Source organism: Pectobacterium brasiliense, from assembly GCF_013449685.1.
Taxonomy (GTDB): domain Bacteria; phylum Pseudomonadota; class Gammaproteobacteria; order Enterobacterales; family Enterobacteriaceae; genus Pectobacterium; species Pectobacterium brasiliense_A.
Genome location: NZ_JACDSF010000017.1, coordinates 270,816 through 293,580 on the forward strand (window position 1 = coordinate 270,816; position 22,765 = coordinate 293,580).

Annotated in this window: 22 protein-coding genes and 1 other RNA gene; 13 read left to right on the forward strand and 10 right to left on the reverse strand. The window is 53.5% G+C overall.

Annotation, left to right across the window (positions count from 1 at the left end; all coding sequences use genetic code 11):
- Positions 1-115: 115 nt before the first annotated feature.
- A complete protein-coding gene (locus H0248_RS09015) occupies positions 116-937 on the forward strand; it encodes a pyridoxal phosphatase (protein ID WP_180785677.1) in 822 nt (273 codons plus the stop codon).
- Positions 938-1,016: 79 nt separating this feature from the next.
- Here H0248_RS09015 and H0248_RS09020 read toward each other — a convergent pair whose 3' ends face one another.
- From H0248_RS09020 to H0248_RS09040, 5 genes are all read right to left on the reverse strand, one after another.
- On the reverse strand, positions 1,017-1,166 hold the full coding sequence (locus tag H0248_RS09020; RefSeq protein WP_180785679.1) for a hypothetical protein: 150 nt from the start codon (positions 1,164-1,166) through the stop codon (positions 1,017-1,019).
- 21 nt (positions 1,167-1,187) lie between these two features.
- Entirely contained in the window at positions 1,188-2,246 is a 1,059-nt protein-coding gene (modC, locus tag H0248_RS09025) for a molybdenum ABC transporter ATP-binding protein ModC (RefSeq protein WP_180785761.1), read from the reverse strand.
- Positions 2,246-2,935 (reverse strand): molybdate ABC transporter permease subunit, encoded by a 690-nt coding sequence (gene modB, locus H0248_RS09030; RefSeq protein ID WP_180785681.1) that lies wholly within the window; start codon positions 2,933-2,935, stop codon positions 2,246-2,248. Before modB ends, modC begins: the two co-directional genes overlap by 1 nt.
- On the reverse strand, positions 2,935-3,705 hold the full coding sequence (gene modA / locus H0248_RS09035; protein WP_180785683.1) for a molybdate ABC transporter substrate-binding protein: 771 nt from the start codon (positions 3,703-3,705) through the stop codon (positions 2,935-2,937). The genes modB and modA overlap by 1 nt, the downstream gene beginning before the upstream one ends.
- A 145-nt stretch (positions 3,706-3,850) precedes the next feature.
- Positions 3,851-4,006 carry an AcrZ family multidrug efflux pump-associated protein gene (locus H0248_RS09040; protein ID WP_010285329.1) on the reverse strand — a complete coding sequence of 52 codons (156 nt, stop codon included), beginning with the start codon at positions 4,004-4,006 and terminating at the stop codon, positions 3,851-3,853.
- 196 nt (positions 4,007-4,202) lie between these two features.
- On the opposite strand from H0248_RS09040, the gene modE reads away from it, so the two are divergent.
- From modE to gpmA, 10 genes are all read left to right on the forward strand, one after another.
- Positions 4,203-4,994, forward strand: coding sequence for a molybdenum-dependent transcriptional regulator (gene modE / locus H0248_RS09045; protein ID WP_180785685.1), 792 nt, complete (start codon positions 4,203-4,205; stop codon positions 4,992-4,994).
- Positions 4,995-5,037: 43 nt separating this feature from the next.
- Entirely contained in the window at positions 5,038-6,513 is a 1,476-nt protein-coding gene (gene modF, locus H0248_RS09050; RefSeq protein WP_180785687.1) for a molybdate ABC transporter ATP-binding protein ModF, read from the forward strand.
- A 198-nt stretch (positions 6,514-6,711) separates the two neighbouring features.
- Positions 6,712-7,731, forward strand: a complete 1,020-nt coding sequence (gene galE / locus H0248_RS09055; protein ID WP_180785689.1) for a UDP-glucose 4-epimerase GalE — start codon at positions 6,712-6,714, stop codon at positions 7,729-7,731.
- A 184-nt stretch (positions 7,732-7,915) separates the two neighbouring features.
- Positions 7,916-8,962, forward strand: a complete 1,047-nt coding sequence (gene galM / locus H0248_RS09060) for a galactose-1-epimerase (RefSeq protein ID WP_180785691.1) — start codon at positions 7,916-7,918, stop codon at positions 8,960-8,962.
- Positions 8,963-9,113: 151 nt separating this feature from the next.
- Complete coding sequence (locus H0248_RS09065; protein ID WP_180785693.1) at positions 9,114-9,566, forward strand: hypothetical protein; 453 nt, start codon at positions 9,114-9,116, stop codon at positions 9,564-9,566.
- A 200-nt stretch (positions 9,567-9,766) separates the two neighbouring features.
- The gene (locus tag H0248_RS09070; RefSeq protein ID WP_180785695.1) at positions 9,767-10,120 is read left to right on the forward strand and encodes a copper-binding protein; all 354 of its coding nucleotides are present in this window, start codon (positions 9,767-9,769) and stop codon (positions 10,118-10,120) included.
- A gap of 12 nt (positions 10,121-10,132) precedes the next feature.
- Entirely contained in the window at positions 10,133-11,392 is a 1,260-nt protein-coding gene (locus H0248_RS09075; protein ID WP_180785697.1) for a TolC family protein, read from the forward strand.
- Complete coding sequence (locus tag H0248_RS09080) at positions 11,389-12,891, forward strand: efflux RND transporter periplasmic adaptor subunit (protein ID WP_180785699.1); 1,503 nt, start codon at positions 11,389-11,391, stop codon at positions 12,889-12,891. Before H0248_RS09075 ends, H0248_RS09080 begins: the two co-directional genes overlap by 4 nt.
- Positions 12,888-16,025 carry an efflux RND transporter permease subunit gene (locus H0248_RS09085; protein ID WP_180785701.1) on the forward strand — a complete coding sequence of 1,046 codons (3,138 nt, stop codon included), beginning with the start codon at positions 12,888-12,890 and terminating at the stop codon, positions 16,023-16,025. The genes H0248_RS09080 and H0248_RS09085 overlap by 4 nt, the downstream gene beginning before the upstream one ends.
- A 137-nt stretch (positions 16,026-16,162) precedes the next feature.
- Positions 16,163-16,915 (forward strand): 2,3-diphosphoglycerate-dependent phosphoglycerate mutase, encoded by a 753-nt coding sequence (gene gpmA / locus H0248_RS09090; protein WP_010285317.1) that lies wholly within the window; start codon positions 16,163-16,165, stop codon positions 16,913-16,915.
- 146 nt (positions 16,916-17,061) lie between these two features.
- Here the strand turns inward: gpmA and aroG are convergent, their stop codons facing one another.
- Positions 17,062-18,117, reverse strand: a complete 1,056-nt coding sequence (gene aroG / locus H0248_RS09095; protein WP_180785703.1) for a 3-deoxy-7-phosphoheptulonate synthase AroG — start codon at positions 18,115-18,117, stop codon at positions 17,062-17,064.
- Positions 18,118-18,413: 296 nt separating this feature from the next.
- Between aroG and zitB the strand changes: the two genes are divergently transcribed.
- Entirely contained in the window at positions 18,414-19,364 is a 951-nt protein-coding gene (gene zitB / locus H0248_RS09100) for a CDF family zinc transporter ZitB (protein WP_180785705.1), read from the forward strand.
- 7 nt (positions 19,365-19,371) lie between these two features.
- On the opposite strand, the gene pnuC is transcribed toward zitB, so the two are convergent.
- Entirely contained in the window at positions 19,372-20,097 is a 726-nt protein-coding gene (pnuC, locus tag H0248_RS09105; RefSeq protein ID WP_039498848.1) for a nicotinamide riboside transporter PnuC, read from the reverse strand.
- Positions 20,098-20,156: 59 nt separating this feature from the next.
- Positions 20,157-21,218, reverse strand: coding sequence for a quinolinate synthase NadA (nadA, locus tag H0248_RS09110; RefSeq protein ID WP_014914683.1), 1,062 nt, complete (start codon positions 21,216-21,218; stop codon positions 20,157-20,159).
- A gap of 238 nt (positions 21,219-21,456) precedes the next feature.
- On the opposite strand from nadA, the gene H0248_RS09115 reads away from it, so the two are divergent.
- A complete protein-coding gene (locus H0248_RS09115) occupies positions 21,457-21,627 on the forward strand; it encodes a hypothetical protein (protein ID WP_240345952.1) in 171 nt (56 codons plus the stop codon).
- A gap of 14 nt (positions 21,628-21,641) precedes the next feature.
- On the opposite strand, the gene H0248_RS09120 is transcribed toward H0248_RS09115, so the two are convergent.
- Both H0248_RS09120 and H0248_RS09125 read right to left on the reverse strand, forming a co-directional pair.
- Positions 21,642-22,358 (reverse strand): DUF554 domain-containing protein, encoded by a 717-nt coding sequence (locus H0248_RS09120; RefSeq protein ID WP_014914681.1) that lies wholly within the window; start codon positions 22,356-22,358, stop codon positions 21,642-21,644.
- Between the two features lie 234 nt (positions 22,359-22,592).
- A non-coding RNA gene (locus H0248_RS09125) (RtT sRNA) lies at positions 22,593-22,703 on the reverse strand.
- Positions 22,704-22,765: the final 62 nt, after the last annotated feature.

Genomic DNA, 22,765 nt, shown 5'->3' on the forward strand with positions numbered 1-22,765 from the left:
CTTCGTCATCAAATGACCCTCAGATACTTTTATCTCGCTGTTGTCTGTCTATTTTTCGTCATGTCCTTTATCGTAAGGGTAATTTGATACCCACATTTTTATTTGCGAGATAACGATGACCTACCGAGTAATTGCACTTGATCTTGATGGTACACTACTGAATCAACAGAAAAAAATCCTGCCCGAATCGCTTAGCGCACTCGCACTGGCCCGTCAGCAAGGCATAAAAGTGATGATCGTCACCGGACGCCACCACTCGGCAATCCACCCTTTTTATCAGGGATTGCAGTTGGATACGCCCGCCATCTGCTGTAACGGCACTTACGTCTATGATTACCAGCAGGGTAAGGCATCGCACACCAATCCGCTCTCTGTCGAACAGGCAAAAAATGTCATCACGCTGCTAGAGGAATGTGATATCCATGGGCTGATGTATGCCGATGACGATATGTATTACCAGTACCCAACCGGGCACGTAGTCCGCACGCTGGCATGGGCTGCGAACCTGCCGGAACCGCAGCGCCCTCGTTTCGCTCAGGTGGAAAATCTGGTGCGCCAGACCGAAGCGTCTCACGCTATCTGGAAATTCGCGACCACGCACGCCGATGTTCCCACACTGAACCACTTCGCCACAGAAGTAGAAAAGCAGCTCGGACTCGCCTGCGAGTGGTCATGGCAGGATCAGGTTGATATCGCCCAAACCGGCAACAGCAAAGGCAAGCTGCTCCAGCAATGGCTTGGCGAACAGGGCATCAGTATGAAAGACGTCGTGGCATTCGGCGATAACTTTAACGATATCAGTATGCTGGAAGGCGTAGGATTGGGTGTCGCGATGGGCAACAGCGCCGATGAAATCAAGGCGAGAGCCGATCTGGTGATTGGCAGCAATGAAGAACCTAGCATCGCCGATCTTATCCGTACCCGCATTCTGGCATAACCAACGATGACGCAATCAGGAAAAGCGACCACTCTCGCTTGCCTGATTGCGTTCGACTCGCAAACAGACTTACAGCGCGCTACCCAGCACCTGCCGCAGTTTCGTGATTAATCACTTTATTGGCAAAGACCGCCGCCATATCGCCATGATTAACCACGATATGAATTACCTCTACGCCCATTTTCATACCGCGACTGATAAACTGCGCGTTGGATGTCGGTGGAACCATATCTTTATCATCAGCCTATCGTTACGCCGTGATCGACACGCTCTTAATCTGCGCGTAGATCGTTTGCCCGAGATGAAGTGCGAGATCGTCCCGTGCCCACGGAGTAATACGGGACCACAGCGTCTGCTGGCCGATCGCAAGCTTTACTTCAACCTGTTCGTCGACATCAATGCACTCCACCACGCTGGCACGCAGCACATTGCGGATGCTGCTTTTTTCCGGTGGCTGTAGTACCAAAGAGACATCGGCGGCATTCACGCGAATGCGCAATGCGGCGTCCTGCGGGAGTTCGACTTTGCCCACCCACACCTGCTGGTCGCCTAATGCCAGCGCCGTCATTGCGTAATGCTCATGCTGCGCCAACACGCGCGTACTCAGAATACTGCTCTGTTCGTCTTTCGGTAACCACGGGCGTAGCGCGCTACTGGCCCATACCTCTTCCAACAGCCCCTGCGCTTTCACTTTGCCTTTATCAAGCACCACGACATGATCGGCTAACCGGACAATCTCTTCCAGACTGTGGCTGACATACAAGATCGGGATATTGACTTCTTTCGCCAGACGCTCCAGATACGGTAACAGCTCGCGCTTTCTGGGTAAATCCAGCGACGCCAGCGGTTCATCCATGAGCAGCAATTCCGGTGCGGTCAGCAAGGCCCGACCAATCGCGACACGCTGTTTCTCTCCACCGGACAGCGTCCGTGGATAGCGATTCAGCAGCGGTTCGATACCCAGTAAACTGACGATATCATCGAACTGCGATTCCATTGTTTCAGCCATACCGTAGCGTAGATTACCGCGCACGCGATAGTGCGGAAACAGGCGAGCATCCTGAAATACATAGCCGATTCGCCGCTTTTCCGGCGGAAGAAAAATACGCTTCTGCGTATCCACCAGCACATGATTATTGAGCACTATTCGCCCGCCATCTGGCCGGGTCAGGCCAACAACAGCGTTGATCAGCGAGGTTTTCCCTGCTCCGGATACGCCGAAAATAGCGGTAATACCGTTCGCAGGCAGTTCAGACTGAACGCGAAGTTCGAGGCTACCCAGCTGTTGATGAAAATCGAGTTGCAGCATTATCCCCCCAACCGCTTGCGGCTCCAGTTTGTTAGCCATTCCGATGCTAACAGCGCAGCCAGCGACAAGACGATGGCAATGATACACAGCCTTGCTGCATCAGCCTCCGCGCCGGGCGTTTCAATCAGGGTATACATCGCCAGTGGAATGGTTCGGGTTTCGCCTGGAATGTTAGAAACAAACGTAATGGTCGCGCCAAATTCGCCCAGCGAACGGGCAAACGCCAATACGGTTCCAACAACAATCCCAGGAAAAGAGAGAGGTAATGTGATAGTGAAAAACACGCGCCACGGCGAGGCCCCCAGTGTTCGAGCGGCCTGCTCCAGATGCGTATCGACGGCATCAAGCGACAAGCGGATCGCCCGAACCATTAGCGGAAATGCGACAATCGCCGACGCTAATGCGGCACCGCGCCAGCTAAAACTAAAGCTGAAGCCGAACCAGTCATAGAGCCAGGAACCGATTACGCCGCGTCTTCCCATCGCCACCAGCAGCAGATAACCAATGACCACTGGCGGCAGCACCAGTGGTAAATGGATAATGCTATCCAGCAGTGATTTGCTGGGGAACCGACAGCGCACTAAAATCCACGCCATCAGTATCCCAAACGGCAAGCTGCACGCCACGGCCACAACGGAAACTTTGAGGCTCAGCTCAACCGCCTGCCATTCGTAATCACTCAGCATCATTAACGCGGCGCGAAGCCGTAACGTTTAAATACCGCTGCCGCTTCTGGCGTTTTCAGGTAGTCATAAAAACCGGTAACCGCCGCGTTTTTATGCTCTTTGACTATTGCCATCGGGTATTCGACAGGCTTGTGGCTCGTCGCAGGGAATGTACCAACGACCTTAACTTTGTCGCTGGCAACCGCGTCAGAACCATAAACGATACCCAACGGGGATTCTTCACGCTCCACCAGCGCCATAGCTGCACGTACGTTGTTGGCGCGCGCCATCAGCGGGGAGAGTTCATCCCAGGCTTTCAGATTCTGTAAGGCTTCTTTGGCATAGATTCCAGCAGGCACGTGATCCGGGTCGCCAACGGCCAGACGTCCGCTCTTCAGCAGGCTTTTCCAGTCAGTTTTGTCGTCAATCTTAATCTCTTTCTGCGCACTCGCCTTCGGCGCAATCACCACCAGCTCATTGCCCAACAGCGTGTGACGCGTAGCGGTGTCCATCAGGTTTTTATCCTGCACGTAGTCCATCCACTGTTGGTCAGCGGAGATGAACAGATCGGCAGGCGCACCTTGCTCAATCTGGCGTGCCAGCGTTGACGATGATGCGTAAGACGCCACAACAGCGACATTTGTCTCTTTCTGATATTGCGTGGCGATTTCCTGCAACGCATTCGTCAATGACGCGGCGGCGAATACAGTCACTTTATCTTCTGCTGCCGCAGGCAGCGCCATTCCTGCACTGAGGGTCAGTGCGGCAAACCATTTTAACCATTGCTGCTTCATTCTTGTCTCCTGATAATTATCGTTGTGTAAATAATGATATAACGAATTATGAAGCAGTGTCATGCGCTTTAAAGAGGTAGATGGGGGAGGTAGAAAAGAAATGTCCGGCCAAAAGCCGGACATCAAAATAGGAAAGGATCGTGAATCAGTGCTGATTCTTTGCGCGCTGGCCGTCGGAATGACCGATGCGGGACAACACGTTAAACACTTCGCCCAGGCAATAAATTGCACCCATGATAACCACCATCATCACAGGAACCATGGCAACTGCAAACAGCAGGCTCTTCAACAACTCCAACATGCTTACCTCACTTATTGCAACGGTTACCGCTACTTTAGCCTGCATAACGCGCTATTTCACTGTAAGCCGAGATCGTCGTAATTGCCACGTAGTCTACCGCAGTAATAGAAAATAGTGCGTCTATTTGTGCGATTTGCCCCTGATGAAGAAAATAGCGACAATACAGAGAAGTAAACTCACCGACGGTGCCCTCATTATGCAGGCTGAAATTCTTCTCACCCTGAAACTCCAACAGCGTTTATTCGCCGATCCGCGGCGCATTGAATTGCTCAAGCAAATTCGTCATACCGGTTCAATCAGTCAGGGCGCCAAGCTGGCGGGGATTAGCTATAAAAGCGCATGGGATGCCATCAATGAGATGAATCAGTTGGCCGAACAGACCATCGTTGAACGTATGACCGGCGGCAAAGGCGGCGGCGGTGCTCAGCTTACCCGCTACGGCGAACGACTTCTCCAACTGTACGATTTGCTCGCGCAGATTCAGCAAAAAGCCTTTGATGTCTTGCAGGAGGACGGGTTGCCGCTGGATAGCCTACTGGCAGCCATCGCGCGTTTCTCGCTGCAAACCAGCGCGCGTAACCAGTTTTTTGGAACCGTGCTCGCACGCGGTGAAGAACAGGTGCAGCAACATCTGGATATTTTACTCGCCGATGGTAAAACAGCGATCAGCGCACTGATTACGCAGCAAAGCGCCGAACGTCTGCAATTACAGAAAGGAAAAGAGGTGCTGGCGCTGATCAAAGCACCGTGGATCGATGTGTACGCTGCCACGTCCGCTGCACCCACCGTTGATAACGTCTTGCCAGGGCGAATTCAGACCATTCAGCACGGTGTGGAAAACAGCGAAGTTCTGATTACGCTGACAGGGGGAGAAACCCTATGTGCGATGGTGCCGAATGCCTTACTTGAGCAGCAAAAGTTGCAACTGGGAACAGACGTGAAGGCCTGTTTCAAGGCCGACAGGGTTATCATCGCCACGCTTTGCTAACATTTACCAACATTGCTTATCGCCGACTGACGAAGGATAGAAAATGTCATTGTTGAAAATCACGCAGGGACTGTTTCGTCTCAGCGATACCCGCATGCTGCGTCTGGACGACCTGACGCTCGAACAAAACCAGTGCTGGGCCTTTGTCGGGGCCAATGGAAGTGGTAAATCTGCACTGGCGCGGGCGCTATCCGGCGAACTGCCAATATTGCGTGGTGAACGAACAACGGGATTTCAACGCCCCGTCCGACTGTCGTTTGAACAATTACAAAAACTGGTTTCTGATGAATGGCAGCGTAATAACACCGATCTGCTCAGTGAAGGTGAAGACGATACTGGCCGTACCTCGGCAGAAGTGATTCAGGATAGCCTCAACGATCCCGCGCGTTGCCAACAACTGGCACACCAGTTTGGTATCGCGCATTTGCTGGAGCGTCGCTTCAAGTACCTCTCTACGGGGGAAACCCGTAAGGCGATGCTGTGTCAGGCGCTGATGCCTCAGCCCGACCTGCTGATTCTCGACGAGCCTTTCGATGGGTTGGACGTTGCCTCCCGCCAGCAGCTTGCCGATGAACTGAGGAAACTGGCAGGCACCGGTTATACGCTGGTGCTTATTCTGAACCGCTTCGACGACATCCCTGACTTTATCAACCATGTCGGTGTGCTGGCAGACTGTACGCTGACCCGTGTCGGCGAGCGTGAAACGATCCTCTCTGAAGCGCTGGTAGCCCAGCTCGCGTTTAGCGAAAAACTGTCGGGAAGTTCGCTGCCAGAACCGGAAGATCCGCAGCGGTATATGACGCTTCCCGCTGACGAGGCACGCATTCGGCTGCGTAACGGCGTGGTGCAGTACAACGACCGCCCTATTCTACACGAGCTAACGTGGGAAGTGTTGCCCAGTCAGCATTGGCAGATTGTCGGCCCCAATGGCGCAGGGAAATCGACGCTACTCAGCCTGATTACGGGCGATCATCCGCAAGGCTACAGCAACGATCTCACGCTGTTTGGCCGTAAACGCGGCAGCGGTGAAACCATCTGGGACATCAAGCGCCACATCGGTTACGTCAGCAGCAGCTTCCATCTGGATTACCGCGTCAGCACCAGCGTGCGCAACGTTATCCTGTCAGGCTTTTTTGACTCTATCGGCATTTACCAGGCCGTTTCCGACCGTCAGCGCCACCTGACCGAACAGTGGCTCACTCTGCTTGGGCTCAGTGGCGCTATTGCCGATACCCCGTTTCAATCGCTCTCCTGGGGTCAGCAGCGTCTGACGCTGATTGCCCGCGCGTTAGTCAAACACCCCGCCCTGCTCATTCTTGATGAACCGCTACAGGGGCTTGATCCGCTCAATCGCCAACTGGTACGCCGCTGGCTGGATATTCTGATTGGCGAGGGCGAAACGCAGCTACTCTTTGTTTCTCACCACGCGGAAGACGCGCCCGAGTGCATCACACATCGGCTCACTTTCGTCCCGCACAACGACATCTACCGCTACCAGATTGACGCGTTACGGAAATAACGCCTAAAAACAGAGATGATAACGCTACCACAAAATAAAATGTAGGGTAGAAAGCCAGGCTCATTTACACTATAGATTATGCTTCACTGAGTTTACTCGTAAAAAAACCATCGATAACAGAGGCAGATTCTCGCTGTAGATCACCTTTTTCAGCATCTAGCCATGTTATTTTGCAGTATTGCGATAATAGAGGTCATTATGAACGTTCTTGTTACAGGTGGTAGCGGTTACATAGGAAGTCATACTTGCGTACAATTGCTGGCGGCTGGGCACACTCCCATCATTCTCGATAACTTGTGCAACAGCAAGTCTAGCGTCGTTAAAACCATTACACGCTTAACCGATAAGACACCCGTTTTTTATCAGGGCGATATCCGCGACAGCGCGCTGCTGGACGATATTTTCGCTACGCATTCCATTGATTCTGTCATCCACTTTGCCGGCTTAAAAGCCGTAGGCGAATCAGTGCGTGAACCACTGAGCTACTATGACAATAACGTCAACGGTACGCTCGTACTGGTAGAGGCGATGAAAAAAGCCGGCGTGAAAAACCTGATTTTTAGCTCCTCTGCCACTGTCTATGGCGATCAACCACGCACGCCCTATCAGGAAAGTTTCCCCACAGGACACCCTGCCAGCCCTTATGGCCGTAGCAAGCTGATGGTCGAGCAAATCCTGCAAGACTTACAGCATGCAGAACCGGAATGGAGTATTACGCTGTTGCGGTATTTCAACCCAGTTGGTGCCCATCCATCGGGTGAGATGGGTGAAGACCCACAAGGTGTGCCCAATAACCTGATGCCTTACATCGCTCAGGTTGCGGTAGGGCGTCGTGACTCACTGGCGATTTTCGGTAATGACTACCCTACCGCTGACGGCACTGGCGTGCGAGATTACATCCACGTCGTCGATCTGGCTGACGGTCATATCGCCGCCATGAACACCCTGCAAAATCGTGCTGGCGTGCATATTTATAATCTGGGCGCAGGCGTAGGCTACAGTGTATTGCAGGTCGTCGAAGCCTTCAGTCAGGCCTGTGGCAAGCCGCTGGCTTACCATTTTTCCCCACGTCGTCAGGGCGATCTGCCTGCTTATTGGGCAGATGCCGAGCGTGCAGCGAAAGACCTTAACTGGCGAGTCACACGCTCACTGCAAGAAATGGCGCAGGACACCTGGCGCTGGCAGTCCAACCACCCCAACGGGTACGACGAAGAATGACGGCGTTTTTTCACGCTGAGTGACAGATAAGGGAAGATAAGCAGAACTGATTCATACCGTTGACAACCCATTTACGGAACAAGAATGGCGTACTTTGTCAGCACACTTCTTTCTGCTTAATTTCCCACCATTGCAACCATCGGCCAACCTTCTCTATCTTCTCAAGCCTCTACAGGAGCAAGTCATGTTGAATGAAAGTCTTAGCACGCTGGCACCCGATGGTCAGCCGTTTCAATTAACGACCTTGCAGAATCAGGCAGGCATGCGTGTGCGCCTGATGGACTGGGGTGCAACCTGGCTTTCCTGTGAGCTGCCGCTACCAGAGGGTGAGGTGCGAGAAGTCTTATTGGGCTGTGCCTCACCCGAGCAGTATCCGCGACAAAGCGCTTATCTCGGTGCATCAATTGGCCGCTATGCCAACCGCATAGCCAAAGCCACCTTCAGTCGAGAAACCGAAACGTTCCATCTGGTTCCAAACCAGAACGAGCACCAGTTACACGGTGGCCCAGAAGGCTTTCATGCTCGCCGCTGGCGAATTGCCAGTCAGGATGCCGCGCAGGTGACTTATCAACTGCACTCGCCGGATGGCGATCAAGGCTATCCAGGGCATCTCAACGTACAGGTGACCTACGCGCTGACCGAACATAATTCGCTGGAAATCTCGTATCAGGCGACCGTAGAGAAAGCCTGCCCCGTTTGCCTGACCAACCACGCCTATTTCAACCTTGATGGCGATCTGACTGACGTCCGTAAGCACCAACTGCAACTGTTTGCCGACTATTATTTACCGGTTAATAGTTCGGGCATTCCTAACGCCGATCTGACACCGGTAAACGCTACCGGCATGGATTTCCGCCAGCCAAAAACGCTGGAAGAAGATTTCCTGCGCGACAGCGATCAAATGGCCGTCGGCGGCTACGATCACGCTTATTTATTGCATCGCACCTGCGGTTCCAGCGAAAGTCCGGCTGCCAATTTATGGTCATCCGATGGCCGCGTACTGATGAGCGTTTTCACCAGCGCTCCCGCCTTACAGCTCTACAGCGGCAACTTTCTGGCCGGAACGCCCTCGCGAGACGGCGGTCAATATGAAAACTATGCCGGTGTCGCACTGGAAAGTGAATTCCTGCCGGACAGCCCGAATCACCCCAACTGGCCGCAGCCTGACTGCTGGCTGAAACCGGGGAAAGTCTATCGCTCAGATACCACGTACCAGTTTCTTGTACAGTAACCGAACGGCAAAACATAATTAACACATTGATAACATTGGCAGATAACTTTCTGCCAATTTACAAAACCACTTTACAAAACTATGCTATTCCCCGCTTGCCCCCTTCCCGCTCAGACGCATACACTGGCAAAACGTCCAAAAGGGAAACGCCATGTCCGCATCATCACGGTCTCCATTATTCATTCATCATCTGCGGCATAAAGGCAGGTGGGGATGGCTATTGGCACTGTGCTGGTTTTTCCTGAATGCACAACTGGCTATCGCAGGCCATCAATGCGATATGACGATCAGCCAGACATCCCCCGCACTCCAGCATCAGGCACATCTGCAACAAGCTGACGTTCAGCCGTTATCATCTCATGCTCAGCATACAGCTAAAGCGTCTTACGTTGCCGATCAGCAAACGCCGCTGTGCGAAAAACACTGCGTGCCGGATAGCGTGAAGCAGGATAATGGCTCGCTGGCATTATTAGCGCTGCCGGTCAGCGGTGATCTAGTCTTAGCGGATAATCCTGTTACCCTTAGTCCGACATCTGATGTCTGGCTCTCGCCTCCTGCGGTCGGCCCTCCGGCTGAAATCCGCTTCTGCAGATTCAGAGAATAACCCAACGATTGATAACCCCTGCGCCAGCGAGCGCAACGTCTTGTTTATCAATTATTTTTCATACCCTAAATAATTCGAGTTGCAGGAAGGCGGCAACCGCGCGAGTCCCCAGGAGCTTACACAAGTAAGTGACTGGGGTGAGTAAGGGCAGCCAACGCACAAGCAGCTTGAAGTATGACGGGTACATTGGGATTATTTTTATGCGTACCACTTATATGGCTTTGATTAGCAGCCTGATTTTTTCTGTTTCTTCCTCAATCTTCCCCGTGTGGGCAAACGACCACCAGCATCACGCGATGATGTCGACCACGCCCCCTGCGGCCACAACAGCCGTTTATCAAACTACCGGGATTGTTAAGCAGTGGGACACCAATAGCGTCACGCTCTCTCACGCGCCGGTTGCCGAGCTCAAATGGCCTGCCATGACGATGGCCTTCACGCTGCCATCCCGCGGCGAAATAACGCCATTGCCTGTCAACACCCCCGTTACGTTCAGCTTTAGCCAGAACGATAGCGGCTACATCCTGACCGCGATTACACCACAGCAGCCTTAACCGGAGCACACCATGAACTTATCCAAACACGCTGCTGCGCGCGCGTGTCTGGCGATGTTGCTGTGGCTGCCTGCCGCCGTCTTTGCGGCAGATCTGAGTCTTGAACAGGCCTTACAGGCAGCGGAGCGTTACTCCGCCGATCTGTCGGCCAATCAACACCAGATTAATGCGCTACAGAACATGGCCGACTCCGCCACACAGCTTCCCGACCCCAAATTGAAATTTGGCGTCGAAAATTTGCCATTGGGCGGTAACAACGGTAGCCGGCTCACGCGTGAAGGCATGACGATGCAACGTATCGGCGTCATGCAAACTTATGTCAGCAGCCGTAAGCGCGATAGCAAAGCGCAGACTATTCGGGTCGAAGCCGAAGCACTGCAAAGTAATAGCGAAAGTATTCGTGCTCGTCTACAACGGGAAACGGCACAGGCATGGCTGGATCTGGCGCTCTCCCAAAAGGCGTTGATCGACGTCACCGCGTTGGTCAACGAAAGCCAGCGGCAGATCGCCTCGCAAAAAGCGAGTGTGGCAGCAGGCAGTGAGGCCAGTAGTGTTCTGGCTGCCCGCCTGACGCTGGCAGCCATGCAGGACAAATTGGCCGATGCCGAGCGTGATACCCGTATCGCGCACACTCGGCTGGTACAGCTTACCGGCGTGACGGATATCAACGTGCACGGCGAGCTGCCTCGCTTTGAACGGCTGCCTGCCTCACCGGAGGTGCTGGGCAACGCCATTCATCAGCACCCGGAAATGCAACAGGCGCAGCGTGAAGCCGAACTGGCTCAGGCACGCTCCGCACAGTCGGCCGTTGCCGCCATCCCCAATGTCGATGTTGAAGTCTATTACGCGAAGCGCGGAGATGATTACGACGATATGGCGGGCATGATGGTAACGGTCGATCTGCCGCTGTTCACATCCAAGCGTCAGGATAAGGACTACGCCGCAGATATCTCACGCAGCATGGAAGCGCGCGACAGAGTCTTGCTCACCGAGCGAGAACATCAGGCGCAGCTCGATACGCTGATTGCTCAATATCAAGCCGCACAGTCACGCTGGCAGCGGCAGAGCAATGATGTTCTTCCGCTGCAACAACAGCGCATCAAACTGATTCAGGCTCAGTACCAATCCGGCAGCAGTAACCTTTCTGCCGTACTGGATGCCCGCCGGGCGCTGCTCGAAAGCCGGATCGCCGTTCAGGATACCGCACGGGAAATGGCTCAATATTGGGCCGCCATCCGCTATCTGACGCCACAAGGAAGCCCTACGCGATGAGCAAAACAATCACGAACAAATCCCTGAGGTTTAGCCTGATGACGCTGGCTATCCTCAGCGCGGGTGGCGTGGGCTATCTGGTGGGTAAACAGCCAACGCCACAGTCTTCTTCCGCCGCAGCGCCAGCACGTACCGCCCTCTATTGGTACGATCCGATGGTGCCGGATAAACGCTTCGACAAACCGGGGAAATCCCCCTTTATGGATATGGAACTGGTGCCCCGCTACGCCGATGAAGCGCAGAGTGACGGCGGTATTACGGTCAGCGCCCGCCAGCAGCAAAATCTTGGGGTTCGCACGGCGCGCGCGGAAATGCGCGAACTTTCCAGTAGTAGCACAGGTTACGGCACCGTCGCGATCAACGAACGTGGATTACACACGCTGGTCGCCTCCAGCGGCGGCATTGTCGAGAAACTCACGGTCAATGCACTGCAACAGCAGGTGAAGAAAGGCGAAACGCTGGCGACATTGTGGAACCCGACCTGGGCAGCGGCGCAGCGCGAATATCTGGCGGTACGGCAGTTGGGCGACGAGATGCTGACTCAAGCAGCCCGCCAGCGGCTGGCACTGCTCTTCATGCCGGAAACGATTATTCGGCAGGTCGAGCGTAGCGGTAAGCCGCAGGACAGGATCGCGATTACCGCGCCGGAAGACGGCTACGTGAATAAGCTAGAGGTGCGGCAAGGCATGCAGTTAAGCCCAGCTCAGCCTCTCTTTGAGCTTGCCAGCCTGAATCCGGTGTGGGTGGATGTCGATTACCCCGAGTCGCAAGCCGCGCAGCTCACTCTCGGCAGCGACATCAGCGCGACCAGCAACGGCTGGCCGGGTAAAACCTTCCACGGCAAGATCAGCGAACTGCTGCCCGTATTAGATAGCACCACACGCACGTTAAAAGCCCGCGTAGTGCTGGATAACCCGCAACAGCAGCTTAAGCCCGGTATGTACCTGACCGTGCAGTTTTCTCACGCTCAGGCACAGCCGCGTCTGGCGATCCCGAAGGAAGCGCTATTGATCAGCGGTAGCCAAAACCGGGTCTTACTGAGTGATGGCACTGGTCATTTTACCCCACGTAACGTCACGGTGGGCGCGTCGCTGGGCGACTGGGTCGAAATCCTCAATGGACTGAAGGCAGGTGACAACGTGGTCACTTCCGGTCAGTTCCTGATTGATTCCGAAGCCAGCCTTCGCAGCGCCCTACCGCAGTTTGATGCGGAAAAGCCAGCAGCCCCAGAAACGTCGACTGCGCCCGTTGGCTATCATACTCAGGGAGTCATCAGGGCGATAAACGGCAATCAGGTCACAATCGAACATGAAGCGGTTCCGGCACTCAATTGGTCACCGATGACGATGGATTTCACGCTGCCACCCTCAGGGTTGCCGCAGGGAATGGGAATAGGCAGTACCGTGCGTTTCCAGTTCAACATGGACGACAGGGGGATTCACGTCCTGAATTTTTCTACCACTGACGATCCGCATGCCAGTCACGGAGGCCATCCATGATTGCCTACATCATTCGCTGGTCGCTCAAAAACCGTCTTTTGGTTTTACTGGCAGCGCTGTTCATGGCCGCGTGGGGCCTTCTGTCGCTACAAAAAACGCCGCTGGATGCTTTGCCCGATTTATCGGACGTACAGGTCATCATTCGCGTCAGCTATCCGGGAAAAGCACCACAGGTGGTGGAAAATCAGGTGACCTACCCGCTGACGACCACCATGCTTTCCGTTCCGGGGGCCAAGACGGTACGGGGCTTCTCCATGTTCGGCGATGCCTACGTTTATGTGCTGTTTGAAGATGGCACCGATCCTTACTGGGCGCGTTCTCGCGTGCTGGAATATCTCAGCCAGGTGCAATCCAGCCTGCCAGCCGACGCCAAGACGTCACTCGGCCCGGATGCCACTGGTGTTGGCTGGATTTACGAATATGCGCTGGTCGATCGCAGCGGCAAATACAGTCTAGCCGACCTGCGCGGCTTTCAGGACTGGCTGCTGAAATATGAGTTGAAAACGGTACCTGATGTGGCGGAAGTCGCCAGCGTGGGCGGCATGGTCAAACAGTATCAGATCGTCGTCGACCCGGAACGCATGCGGACGCAGGGCATCGCCCACCAGCAGATCGTCAGTGCCGTACAGGCCGCCAATCAGGAAAACGGCGGTTCCGTGCTGGAGTTGGGCGAAGCAGAGTACATGGTGCGCACCACGGGTTACCTGAAAAGTATGCAGGATTTTAACCACGTGGTGATTACCACTCGCAACGGTATTCCCGTGCTGTTGCAGGATGTGGCTACGCTCAGAGAAGGGCCGGAGATGCGGCGCGGCATCGCCGAATTGAATGGCGAAGGTGAAGTGGCGGGCGGCATCATCGTCCTGCGCTATGGCAAGAATGCGCTGAATACGCTGCATGCCGTCAAAGCGCGGTTACAGGAAATACAGAAAAGCCTGCCCGCGGGGGTAGAAATCGTCCCAACCTACGATCGTTCGCAGTTGATTGAACGCGCTATCGATACGCTCAGCTTCAAGCTGCTGGAAGAGTTTGTCGTTGTGGCGATTATCTGCGCCCTGTTTCTGTTTCACTTCCGCTCGGCGCTGGTGGCGATCATCAGCCTGCCGCTGGGGATTCTGGGGGCGTTTATCATCATGCGCTATCAGGGTGTGAACGCCAACATCATGTCGCTGGGCGGTATTGCGATTGCTATCGGCGCGATGGTGGATGCCGCGATTGTGATGATAGAAAACATGCATAAAGTCATTGAGCAGTGGCGACATGAGAACCCTGGGAAACAGCCGCAGAATAATGAGTGGTGGCAGTTAGCGGAACGGGCTGCTGTAGAAGTAGGGCCTGCGCTGTTTTGCAGCCTGCTGATCATTACGCTGTCGTTTGTGCCCGTGTTCTCACTGGAAGCGCAGGAAGGCCGCATGTTTTCCCCGCTGGCCTTTACCAAAACCTATGCCATGGCCGTCGCCGCCGGATTAGGGATCACGCTGGTGCCGGTATTAATGGGATATTTCGTTCGCGGCAAGATACCGGACGAACAGGCGAACCCGATTAACCGCTGGCTGATTGCAGCTTATCACCCGGTGCTGCAAAAGGTATTGAGCTACCCGAAAACCACGCTGCTGGTCTCCGGCCTGCTGTTGCTGTTGACGCTCTTTCCACTCAGCCGTCTGGGAAGTGAATTCATGCCGCCGCTGGATGAAGGCGATCTGCTGTATATGCCTTCCACCTTGCCCGGTATCTCCGCGCGAGAAGCAGGTCGTCTGCTGCAACAAACGGACCGGCTGATTAAAACCGTGCCCGAAGTCGAATCGGTTTTCGGCAAAGCAGGCCGTGCCGAAACAGCCACCGACCCCGCCCCGCTCACCATGCTGGAAAGCACAATCAGGCTGAAACCGCGCAACCAGTGGCGCGAAGGCATGACCATGGACAAGCTGGTGGCCGAGTTGGATCGTACCGTCAGCCTGCCGGGTATCGCCAACGTGTGGGTACCGCCGATTCGCAACCGGCTGGACATGCTGGCTACCGGTATCAAAAGCCCAGTGGGCATCAAGGTTAACGGCAATAATCTGGCAGACATCGAACGTACCGCCGAGCAAATCGAGCAGGTGGTGAAGCAGGTTCCGGGTGTGACATCTGCGCTAGCGGAACGTCTAGCGGGCGGGCGCTATATCGATATTGATATCGACCGTCAACGCGCGGCGCGCTACGGTGTGTCCGTCGAGGAACTTCAGTCGGTGGTTTCCACACTCATCGGCGGGCAAAACATCGGCGAAACGATTGAAGGTCGCCAGCGTTATCCCATTAATATCCGCTATCCACGTGAATTACGCGATTCGCTACAAAAATTGCGTGACCTGCCCATTGTTACGGCAAATGGCAGCAGAGTGACGCTGGCAGAACTGGCTGATATTCGCGTCAGCGAAGGGCCACCGATGCTGAAAAGTGAAAACAGTCGCCTGTCGGACTGGATTTACGTCGATCTGCGCGGTCGCGATCTGAAATCCGCCGTTGAAGACATGCAGCAGGCCGTTGCCCAGCAGGTCACGCTGCCGGAAGGCGTTTCACTGAGCTGGTCCGGTCAGTTTGAATATCTGGAACGCGCTACGGAGAAAATGAAAGTCGTCGTGCCCTTTACGCTGCTGATCATTTTTGTGCTGCTGTATGTCACCTTCAACCGCATCAAAGATGCGTTGCTGATCATGGCAACCTTACCTTTCGCGCTGATTGGCGGCGTCTGGCTGCTCTATATCCTTGGCTATAATCTTTCTGTAGCCGGTGCCGTGGGTTTTATTGCACTGGCGGGCGTGTCGGCGGAATTCGGCGTCATCATGCTGCTCTACCTCAATCATGCGGTAGAGAAACACCGTGTGGCAGGTCAGGCGCTGTCACGCCAGCAGTTGATGGATGCCATCCACGAAGGGGCGGTTCTGCGCGTACGGCCAAAAATGATGACCGTCGCAACGATTATGGCAGGGCTGCTTCCCATCATGTGGGGCGGCGGTAGCGGATCCGAAATCATGCAGCGGATTGCCGCGCCGATGATCGGCGGGATGGTGAGCGCTCCTCTGCTGTCGATGCTGGTGATCCCTGCGGTCTATCTGTTATTGCACAAGGGGGATTCCGGTTTGCTGAAACGGTAAAGCCAGAGCGTGATTTTACGCAAATAACCTGCGGATAAATCACGCTTGCCATCGACTATCGATTGCCGATAACCGTTCTCCACCCCTATAATGAAATCAGTTATCACAGAAATCTTAGGATAGGAAGGAGTTTAGCTATGGCTGTAACTAAGCTGGTACTGGTAAGACACGGTGAGAGCCAGTGGAACAACGAAAACCGCTTCACAGGCTGGTACGATGTCGATCTATCCGACAAAGGCCGTTCAGAAGCCAAAGCCGCAGGTCAACTGCTGAAAGACGAAGGTTTTGCCTTTGATTTCGCTTATACCTCCGTGCTGAAACGTGCCATTCACACACTGTGGAATATACTGGACGAGCTGGATCAAGCCTGGTTGCCAGTTGAGAAATGCTGGAAACTGAATGAGCGTCACTACGGTGCGTTGCAGGGCCTGAACAAAGCCGAAACCGCTGAGAAATACGGTGATGAGCAGGTTAAACAATGGCGTCGTGGTTTTGCAATTACGCCTCCAGAGTTAACGCGTGATGACGAACGTTTCCCGGGCCACGATCCGCGTTACGCTTCTCTGAGCGACAAAGAGCTGCCACTGACTGAAAGCCTGGCGCTGACCATCGACCGTGTTGTGCCTTACTGGAACGAAACTATCCTGCCACGCGTCAAAAGCGGTGAGCGTGTGATCGTTGCGGCTCACGGTAACTCACTGCGTGCGCTGGTGAAATATCTGGATAACCTGGGCGAAGACGAAATTCTGGAACTGAATATCCCAACTGGCGTGCCGTTGGTTTATGAGTTCGACGAGAACTTCAAGCCGATCAAACGTTACTACCTGGGCAACGCAGACGAAATCGCTGCAAAAGCTGCCGCAGTAGCGAATCAGGGTAAAGCGAAGTAATTTACCCCTGAATGAGAAAAACCCGGCCTGTGCCGGGTTTTTTATGCCGCGTAATTCAACGTGTTTCCTAACAAACTATAGCAAGCGACGTTGAAAAACGTTCCCTACGTTTTGGTATAGCGTGCCAGCTAGCACGCTATTCGATATTACTTGTTACGGCGTTCGCGTACAGCAGACGCTAACTGGCGCAGCAGGGATTCCGTGTCTTCCCAGCCAATGCAGGCATCGGTCACACTGCGGCCATAAACCAACGGTTCACCGCTTTCCAGATTCTGGTTGCCTTCGACCAGATGGCTTTCCACCATCACGCCCATAATCGCTTTCTCGCCCTGAGCGATCTGCCCACAGACGTCAGTACAGACATCCATCTGCTTTTTGAATTGCTTGCTGCTGTTCGCATGGCTGAAATCGATCATGACCTGCGGTGTCAGGCCCGCTTTTTCCAGGCCAACTTTCACATCTTTCACATGCTCAGCACTGTAGTTCGGCGTTTTACCGCCGCGCAGAATGATGTGGCAATCGTTATTACCGCTGGTGTTCACAATAGCCGAGTGGCCCCATTTGGTCACAGACAGGAAGCAGTGTGGTGCACTGGCGGCGTTGATCGCATCAATCGCAACTTTGATCGTACCGTCGGTGCCGTTTTTAAAGCCGACAGGGCATGACAGGCCGGATGCCAGTTCACGGTGAACCTGAGATTCCGTCGTACGTGCGCCGATAGCGCCCCAGCTCATCAAATCCGCCATGTATTGCGGGGTGATCATATCCAGAAACTCACCCGCAGCCGGTAAACCGATGTCGTTAATTTCCAGCAGCAGCTGGCGTGCAATGCGCAAGCCGTCATTGATCTGGAAGCTGTTATCCATGTGCGGATCGTTGATCAGCCCTTTCCAGCCAATCGTAGTACGAGGTTTTTCAAAATAAACCCGCATCACGACTTCCAGATCGTCGCTCAGCTCGTTACGCAGCGTCAGCAAACGCGCGGCATACTCTTTTGCTGCTTTCGTATCGTGGATCGAGCAAGGACCAATGACCACCAGCAGGCGGTCGTCATTGCCGTTAAGAATTTTATGGATGGCAGTACGCGCGAACGATACCGTTTCCGCTGCCTTCTCCGTGGCTGGAAACTTTTCTAGCAAAGCAACCGGCGGCAAAAGTTCATTAATCTCTTTAATTCTTAAATCATCATTTTGGTAATTCATAAATAAATCCATCGGTTCCGAAACGGTATGTTAGCCCCATCCAATACGCGCCATCCCGCCTAGACGGGTAGCCTGAGAAACGGGATGTTTCATATTGAAGATTGATTATTATATGTCAAGCTGGTGTTGTCAGGGCGCTGAAATCAGCGGGATTTACGCGATCAAATGCTCTCAGATGCCGCATCCGTCCTATTTTCATCAGAAAATAGCTCAACTGGCAGATCGGGTGAATGACAGAATAGGTTTTCTCTGCGGGTTTCAGTAAAGTGGGATAAAACCGCAACTCAGGGTGATCTATGGCACATAATCACAGCCACACGGAATCCGGCAACAGTAAACGTCTGCTGGCCGCGTTTATCATTACCGCCACGTTTATGGTGGCAGAAGTCATTGGTGGTCTGCTGTCCGGCTCCCTCGCCTTACTGGCAGATGCAGGCCATATGTTGACGGACGCCGCCGCGCTGTTCGTCGCGCTTGTCGCCGTACGTTTCGCACAGCGTAAGCCCAATGCACGCCATACCTTTGGCTATTTGCGACTCACGACCCTCGCCGCCTTTGTGAACGCGCTGACGCTGATACTGATTACCGCCTTCATCTTCTGGGAAGCCATTCAGCGCTTCTATGATCCCCAGCCCGTTGCGGGCGTGCCTATGCTGCTTGTCGCCGTTGCTGGTTTGGTGGCAAATATCGTGGCATTTTGGCTGTTACACCACGGCAGTGAAGAGAAAAATATTAACGTCCGCGCGGCGGCTCTGCATGTGCTGGGCGATCTACTCGGATCCGTTGGTGCGATTGCCGCAGCCATTATCATTCTTTATACCAACTGGACGCCTATCGACCCGATTCTCTCTATTTTGGTGTCGTGTCTGGTGCTGCGTAGTGCGTGGGCGTTATTGAAAGAGAGTATTCATGAGTTGCTGGAAGGTACGCCCGGACAACTTAGCGTTGAGGTTCTACAGAAAGATCTGACGCTGAATATTCCTGAAGTCAGAAACATCCATCACGTTCACTTATGGCAGGTTGGCGAAAAACCGATGATGACGCTACATGCGCAGGTGGTTCCCCCTCACGATCACGATGCGTTGTTAAGACGAATTCAGGAATATTTACTGAAGCATTACCAGATTGAACACGCGACGGTTCAGATGGAATATCAACGCTGTGATGATGACCACTGCGCTTTCCACTATAAGGAAAGTCATTATCATGAAAGCCATGATGCAGAAGGTCACCACCACAAGCATTAAGTTTGGACTACACGCCGTGTGAAACCGCGCTGACGCGATTCTCCTGTGCGCTCTTAATCCACAGCCAAGAGCCGTTCAGGGCAATCAGCGTCAGGATGGCGTACTCTACCGCCATTGCATACACGCCCTGATAAGCAAAAATCACCACGCTTATCACATCAATCACCACCCACAGCAACCAGTTCTCGACGTATTTACGCGTCATCAGAATCATCGCCACGATCGAGAGCACCATCATGGTGGAATCCCAGAATGGGAACGCATCTGGCTGGAGAGTCGGCATCTGCACAGACAGCCCCAGCCCCTGCATGCCGGAAACAGCAATACGCGTCAGCACAGCAAACACCGCGTCAATGTAGAACGTCATCAAACCAATCGCGACAATACACGCCACCGACCAGCCAATCAGTTTCTGTACTGGCAGCCAGCGGATGCGTAACTCCACTTCCTGCGAATCCGTCTTACGCGTCCAGGCATACCAACCGTAAATATTGGCGGCAAAGAAGAAGATTTGCAGCAACAGGCTGGCGTAAAGCTGAATCTGGAAAAAGATCACCGCAAACAACGTGACGTTAATCAATCCAAACAGATAGTTGATAGTTTTTTCCTGACTCGCGAACCAGATACACAGCAGGCCAAACAGCGTGCCAATCGCCTCAATCCAGGAAAGATCGTATCCCCCTTCCCCCAAAGGGATATGAATTAAAATATTGCTGGTACTAAAAAAATCCATCTCATCACCCTGTCTCAATTATTGTAAAAAAATCTCTATCAAGATGCCCAAGATCTCCGTCAGGCATTCCCTTTAACACGCAATTTTAGCGAAGCCGCAAAATCCAGCATGCGATTCAGCGGGATTAACGCGCCTTCTCGCAGGGCTGCATCAACATGAATCTCATGAGCATCACCGCCTTGCTCCAGACCGTTAGCAATCGCCTCCAGCCCATTCATCGCCATCCACGGACAGTGGGCGCAGCTGCGGCAGGTGGCCCCTTCTCCCGCTGTCGGCGCTTCCAACAACGTTTTCTCCGGGCAGGCCTGCTGCATCTTGTAGAAAATGCCGCGATCGGTCGCCACAATCAGTTCGCGCTGTGGCAGCGTTTTCGCCGCCTGAATCAGCTGGCTGGTTGACCCAACGGCGTCAGCCATCTCTACCACGCTCTGTGGCGATTCCGGATGGACCAAAATTGCCGCGTCGGGGTACAGAATCTTCATGCGCTGCAGCGCCTGCGTTTTAAATTCGTCGTGCACAATGCACGCGCCCTGCCAGCACAACACATCCGCCCCAGTCTGCTTTTGTACATAGCTTCCCAGATGGCGGTCCGGTGCCCAGATAATCTTTTCTCCCAGGCTATCCAGATGCTCGATCAGTTCCACCGCGATGCTGGATGTCACCACCCAATCAGCACGTGCTTTCACTGCCGCGGAGGTATTGGCATACACCACCACCGTTCTGTCTGGGTGCGCATCGCAAAAACGGCTGAACTCATCGACGGGACAACCGAGATCGAGCGAGCATTCTGCTTCCAGCGTAGGCATCAGAATCGTCTTTTCCGGATTGAGTATCTTGGCGGTCTCTCCCATAAAGCGGACACCTGCCACTAGCAGCGTTGATGCCGAATGGGTGCTACCGAAGCGCGCCATTTCCAGCGAGTCCGCTACACAGCCGCCCGTTTCTTCCGCCAGCGCCTGAATTTCAGGATCGGTATAATAGTGCGCGACCATGACAGCATTTCTTTCCCGCAGCAGCGTTTTTATCCTGCTACGATAGTGCTGTTTTGCATCAGCCGATAAAGGCCTGGGCTTCGGCGGAAAGGGATAAATGGTCTCATTGCTATCAAAAAGGATACTCATTATAAATTTCCACGATGACAACTCGGGTTGTAACACCAGATACTCATTAATCATCAGTACTGACGTTTTTTATCCTAAACAAAATACCGAAAACCCGCCCTAAAGTCGCGGTGTTTTTTCCATAAAACCCGCAATTTTGTTTACTATGCTTAAAATCGTGAGATGAAATGCGTAAGTGGCATCCAACCAATGACTCGATCTGTTCGCCTTACACAGGCTCATCATCCATGCCATAGAGATGAATGAAGGTGGGCACAGCCAGGTCGAGTTTGCCAGCTACATCGAGCTAGCCAAGAGCATCAGCCCGCAAGGAAAGCATATTTATGTCTGTAGCAAAAGCGTGCCGCTTACCGATCAGAAAGTGACACAAATCTTTAGCGGCGACATGCCTTCGATCGTCAGCCGCTAATCAGATGCTGCGCTTTAGGCGAAGAAGCGATGCCAGTATAGAGAGATAGGAATAACCAGAACCAATGCAGGCAGGAAGTTAACCACCGCAAATGATTTGATCTGCGCGATCCTCAGCCCTACCGCAATCATGATAATGCCACCACAGGCAGAAAAGTCACCCATCGTGATGTCTGTCATAAAGGGCATAATCAATTTGGCAGAGAAGAACAGCAGCGTCTGGACAATAATCTGTGGTATCGCAATCGACATCACGGCAAGGCCAAGCGTGATGGAGAAAATCAGCGCGGTAAAAATATCCAAAGCAGATTTGATGATCAGCAGTTGATAATCGCCAGTTAGCCCTTCCGTCAACGCCCCAACCACACCGGTCCCACTGGCACAAAACAGGACGATTAACGCGGTAAAGTTCTGAGTGTAGACATCCTGCGGCAAGCGGTGCTCCTGTGCAGGCAGCACGCGGTTTAATCCCTTCTGAATCATCGTGCCAGCCCACTGCACACCAGACTCCATGCGGAGCAGCTCGCCTAACGCCACACCAATTACGATAGCCAACGCCACCGCAGGCAACTGCTGGACTTTAACAACCAGTGTGATTCCCATTGCAATCGACACCATCGCAAACGCTGGCGGCAGCCCATCTTGCAAACGCTGAGGGATAAAACGACGTAAAGCAATACCCAGCCCGCTACCAATCAAGATAGCGGCACCATTAATCAACGGACCAATCATATATCTTCCTAAACAGGGCTACACGCGCTTCCCTGTGGCAATGACTCCATCCCAGCTCGATAGGATTAAAAAACAGTTCCTGACGGGTTATATAGTCCATAGAGAGGGGTAAAAATCTAATATACCGCAAAGCCTTACCGAGTAGGGAATGATGATGGGTTTTATCTCATCGATATGACACATGCTATATGGCTTAAAGTGGATTTATTTGAGGAGGGAATGCGACTTTTTAGATAGCGGGTCATGCAGAATGCCCAGCCTTCGGGGCCGACGCAAGCGTTGCTGTCTCGCTTCGCTCGGCTCGAACCTGAGCGCAGGTTCTCACCTACACGACACGTGCGATATATGACTTAAAATGAATTTATTCGAGAAAGGAATGCTACTGCGGAAGTGGTGGGTCGTGCAGG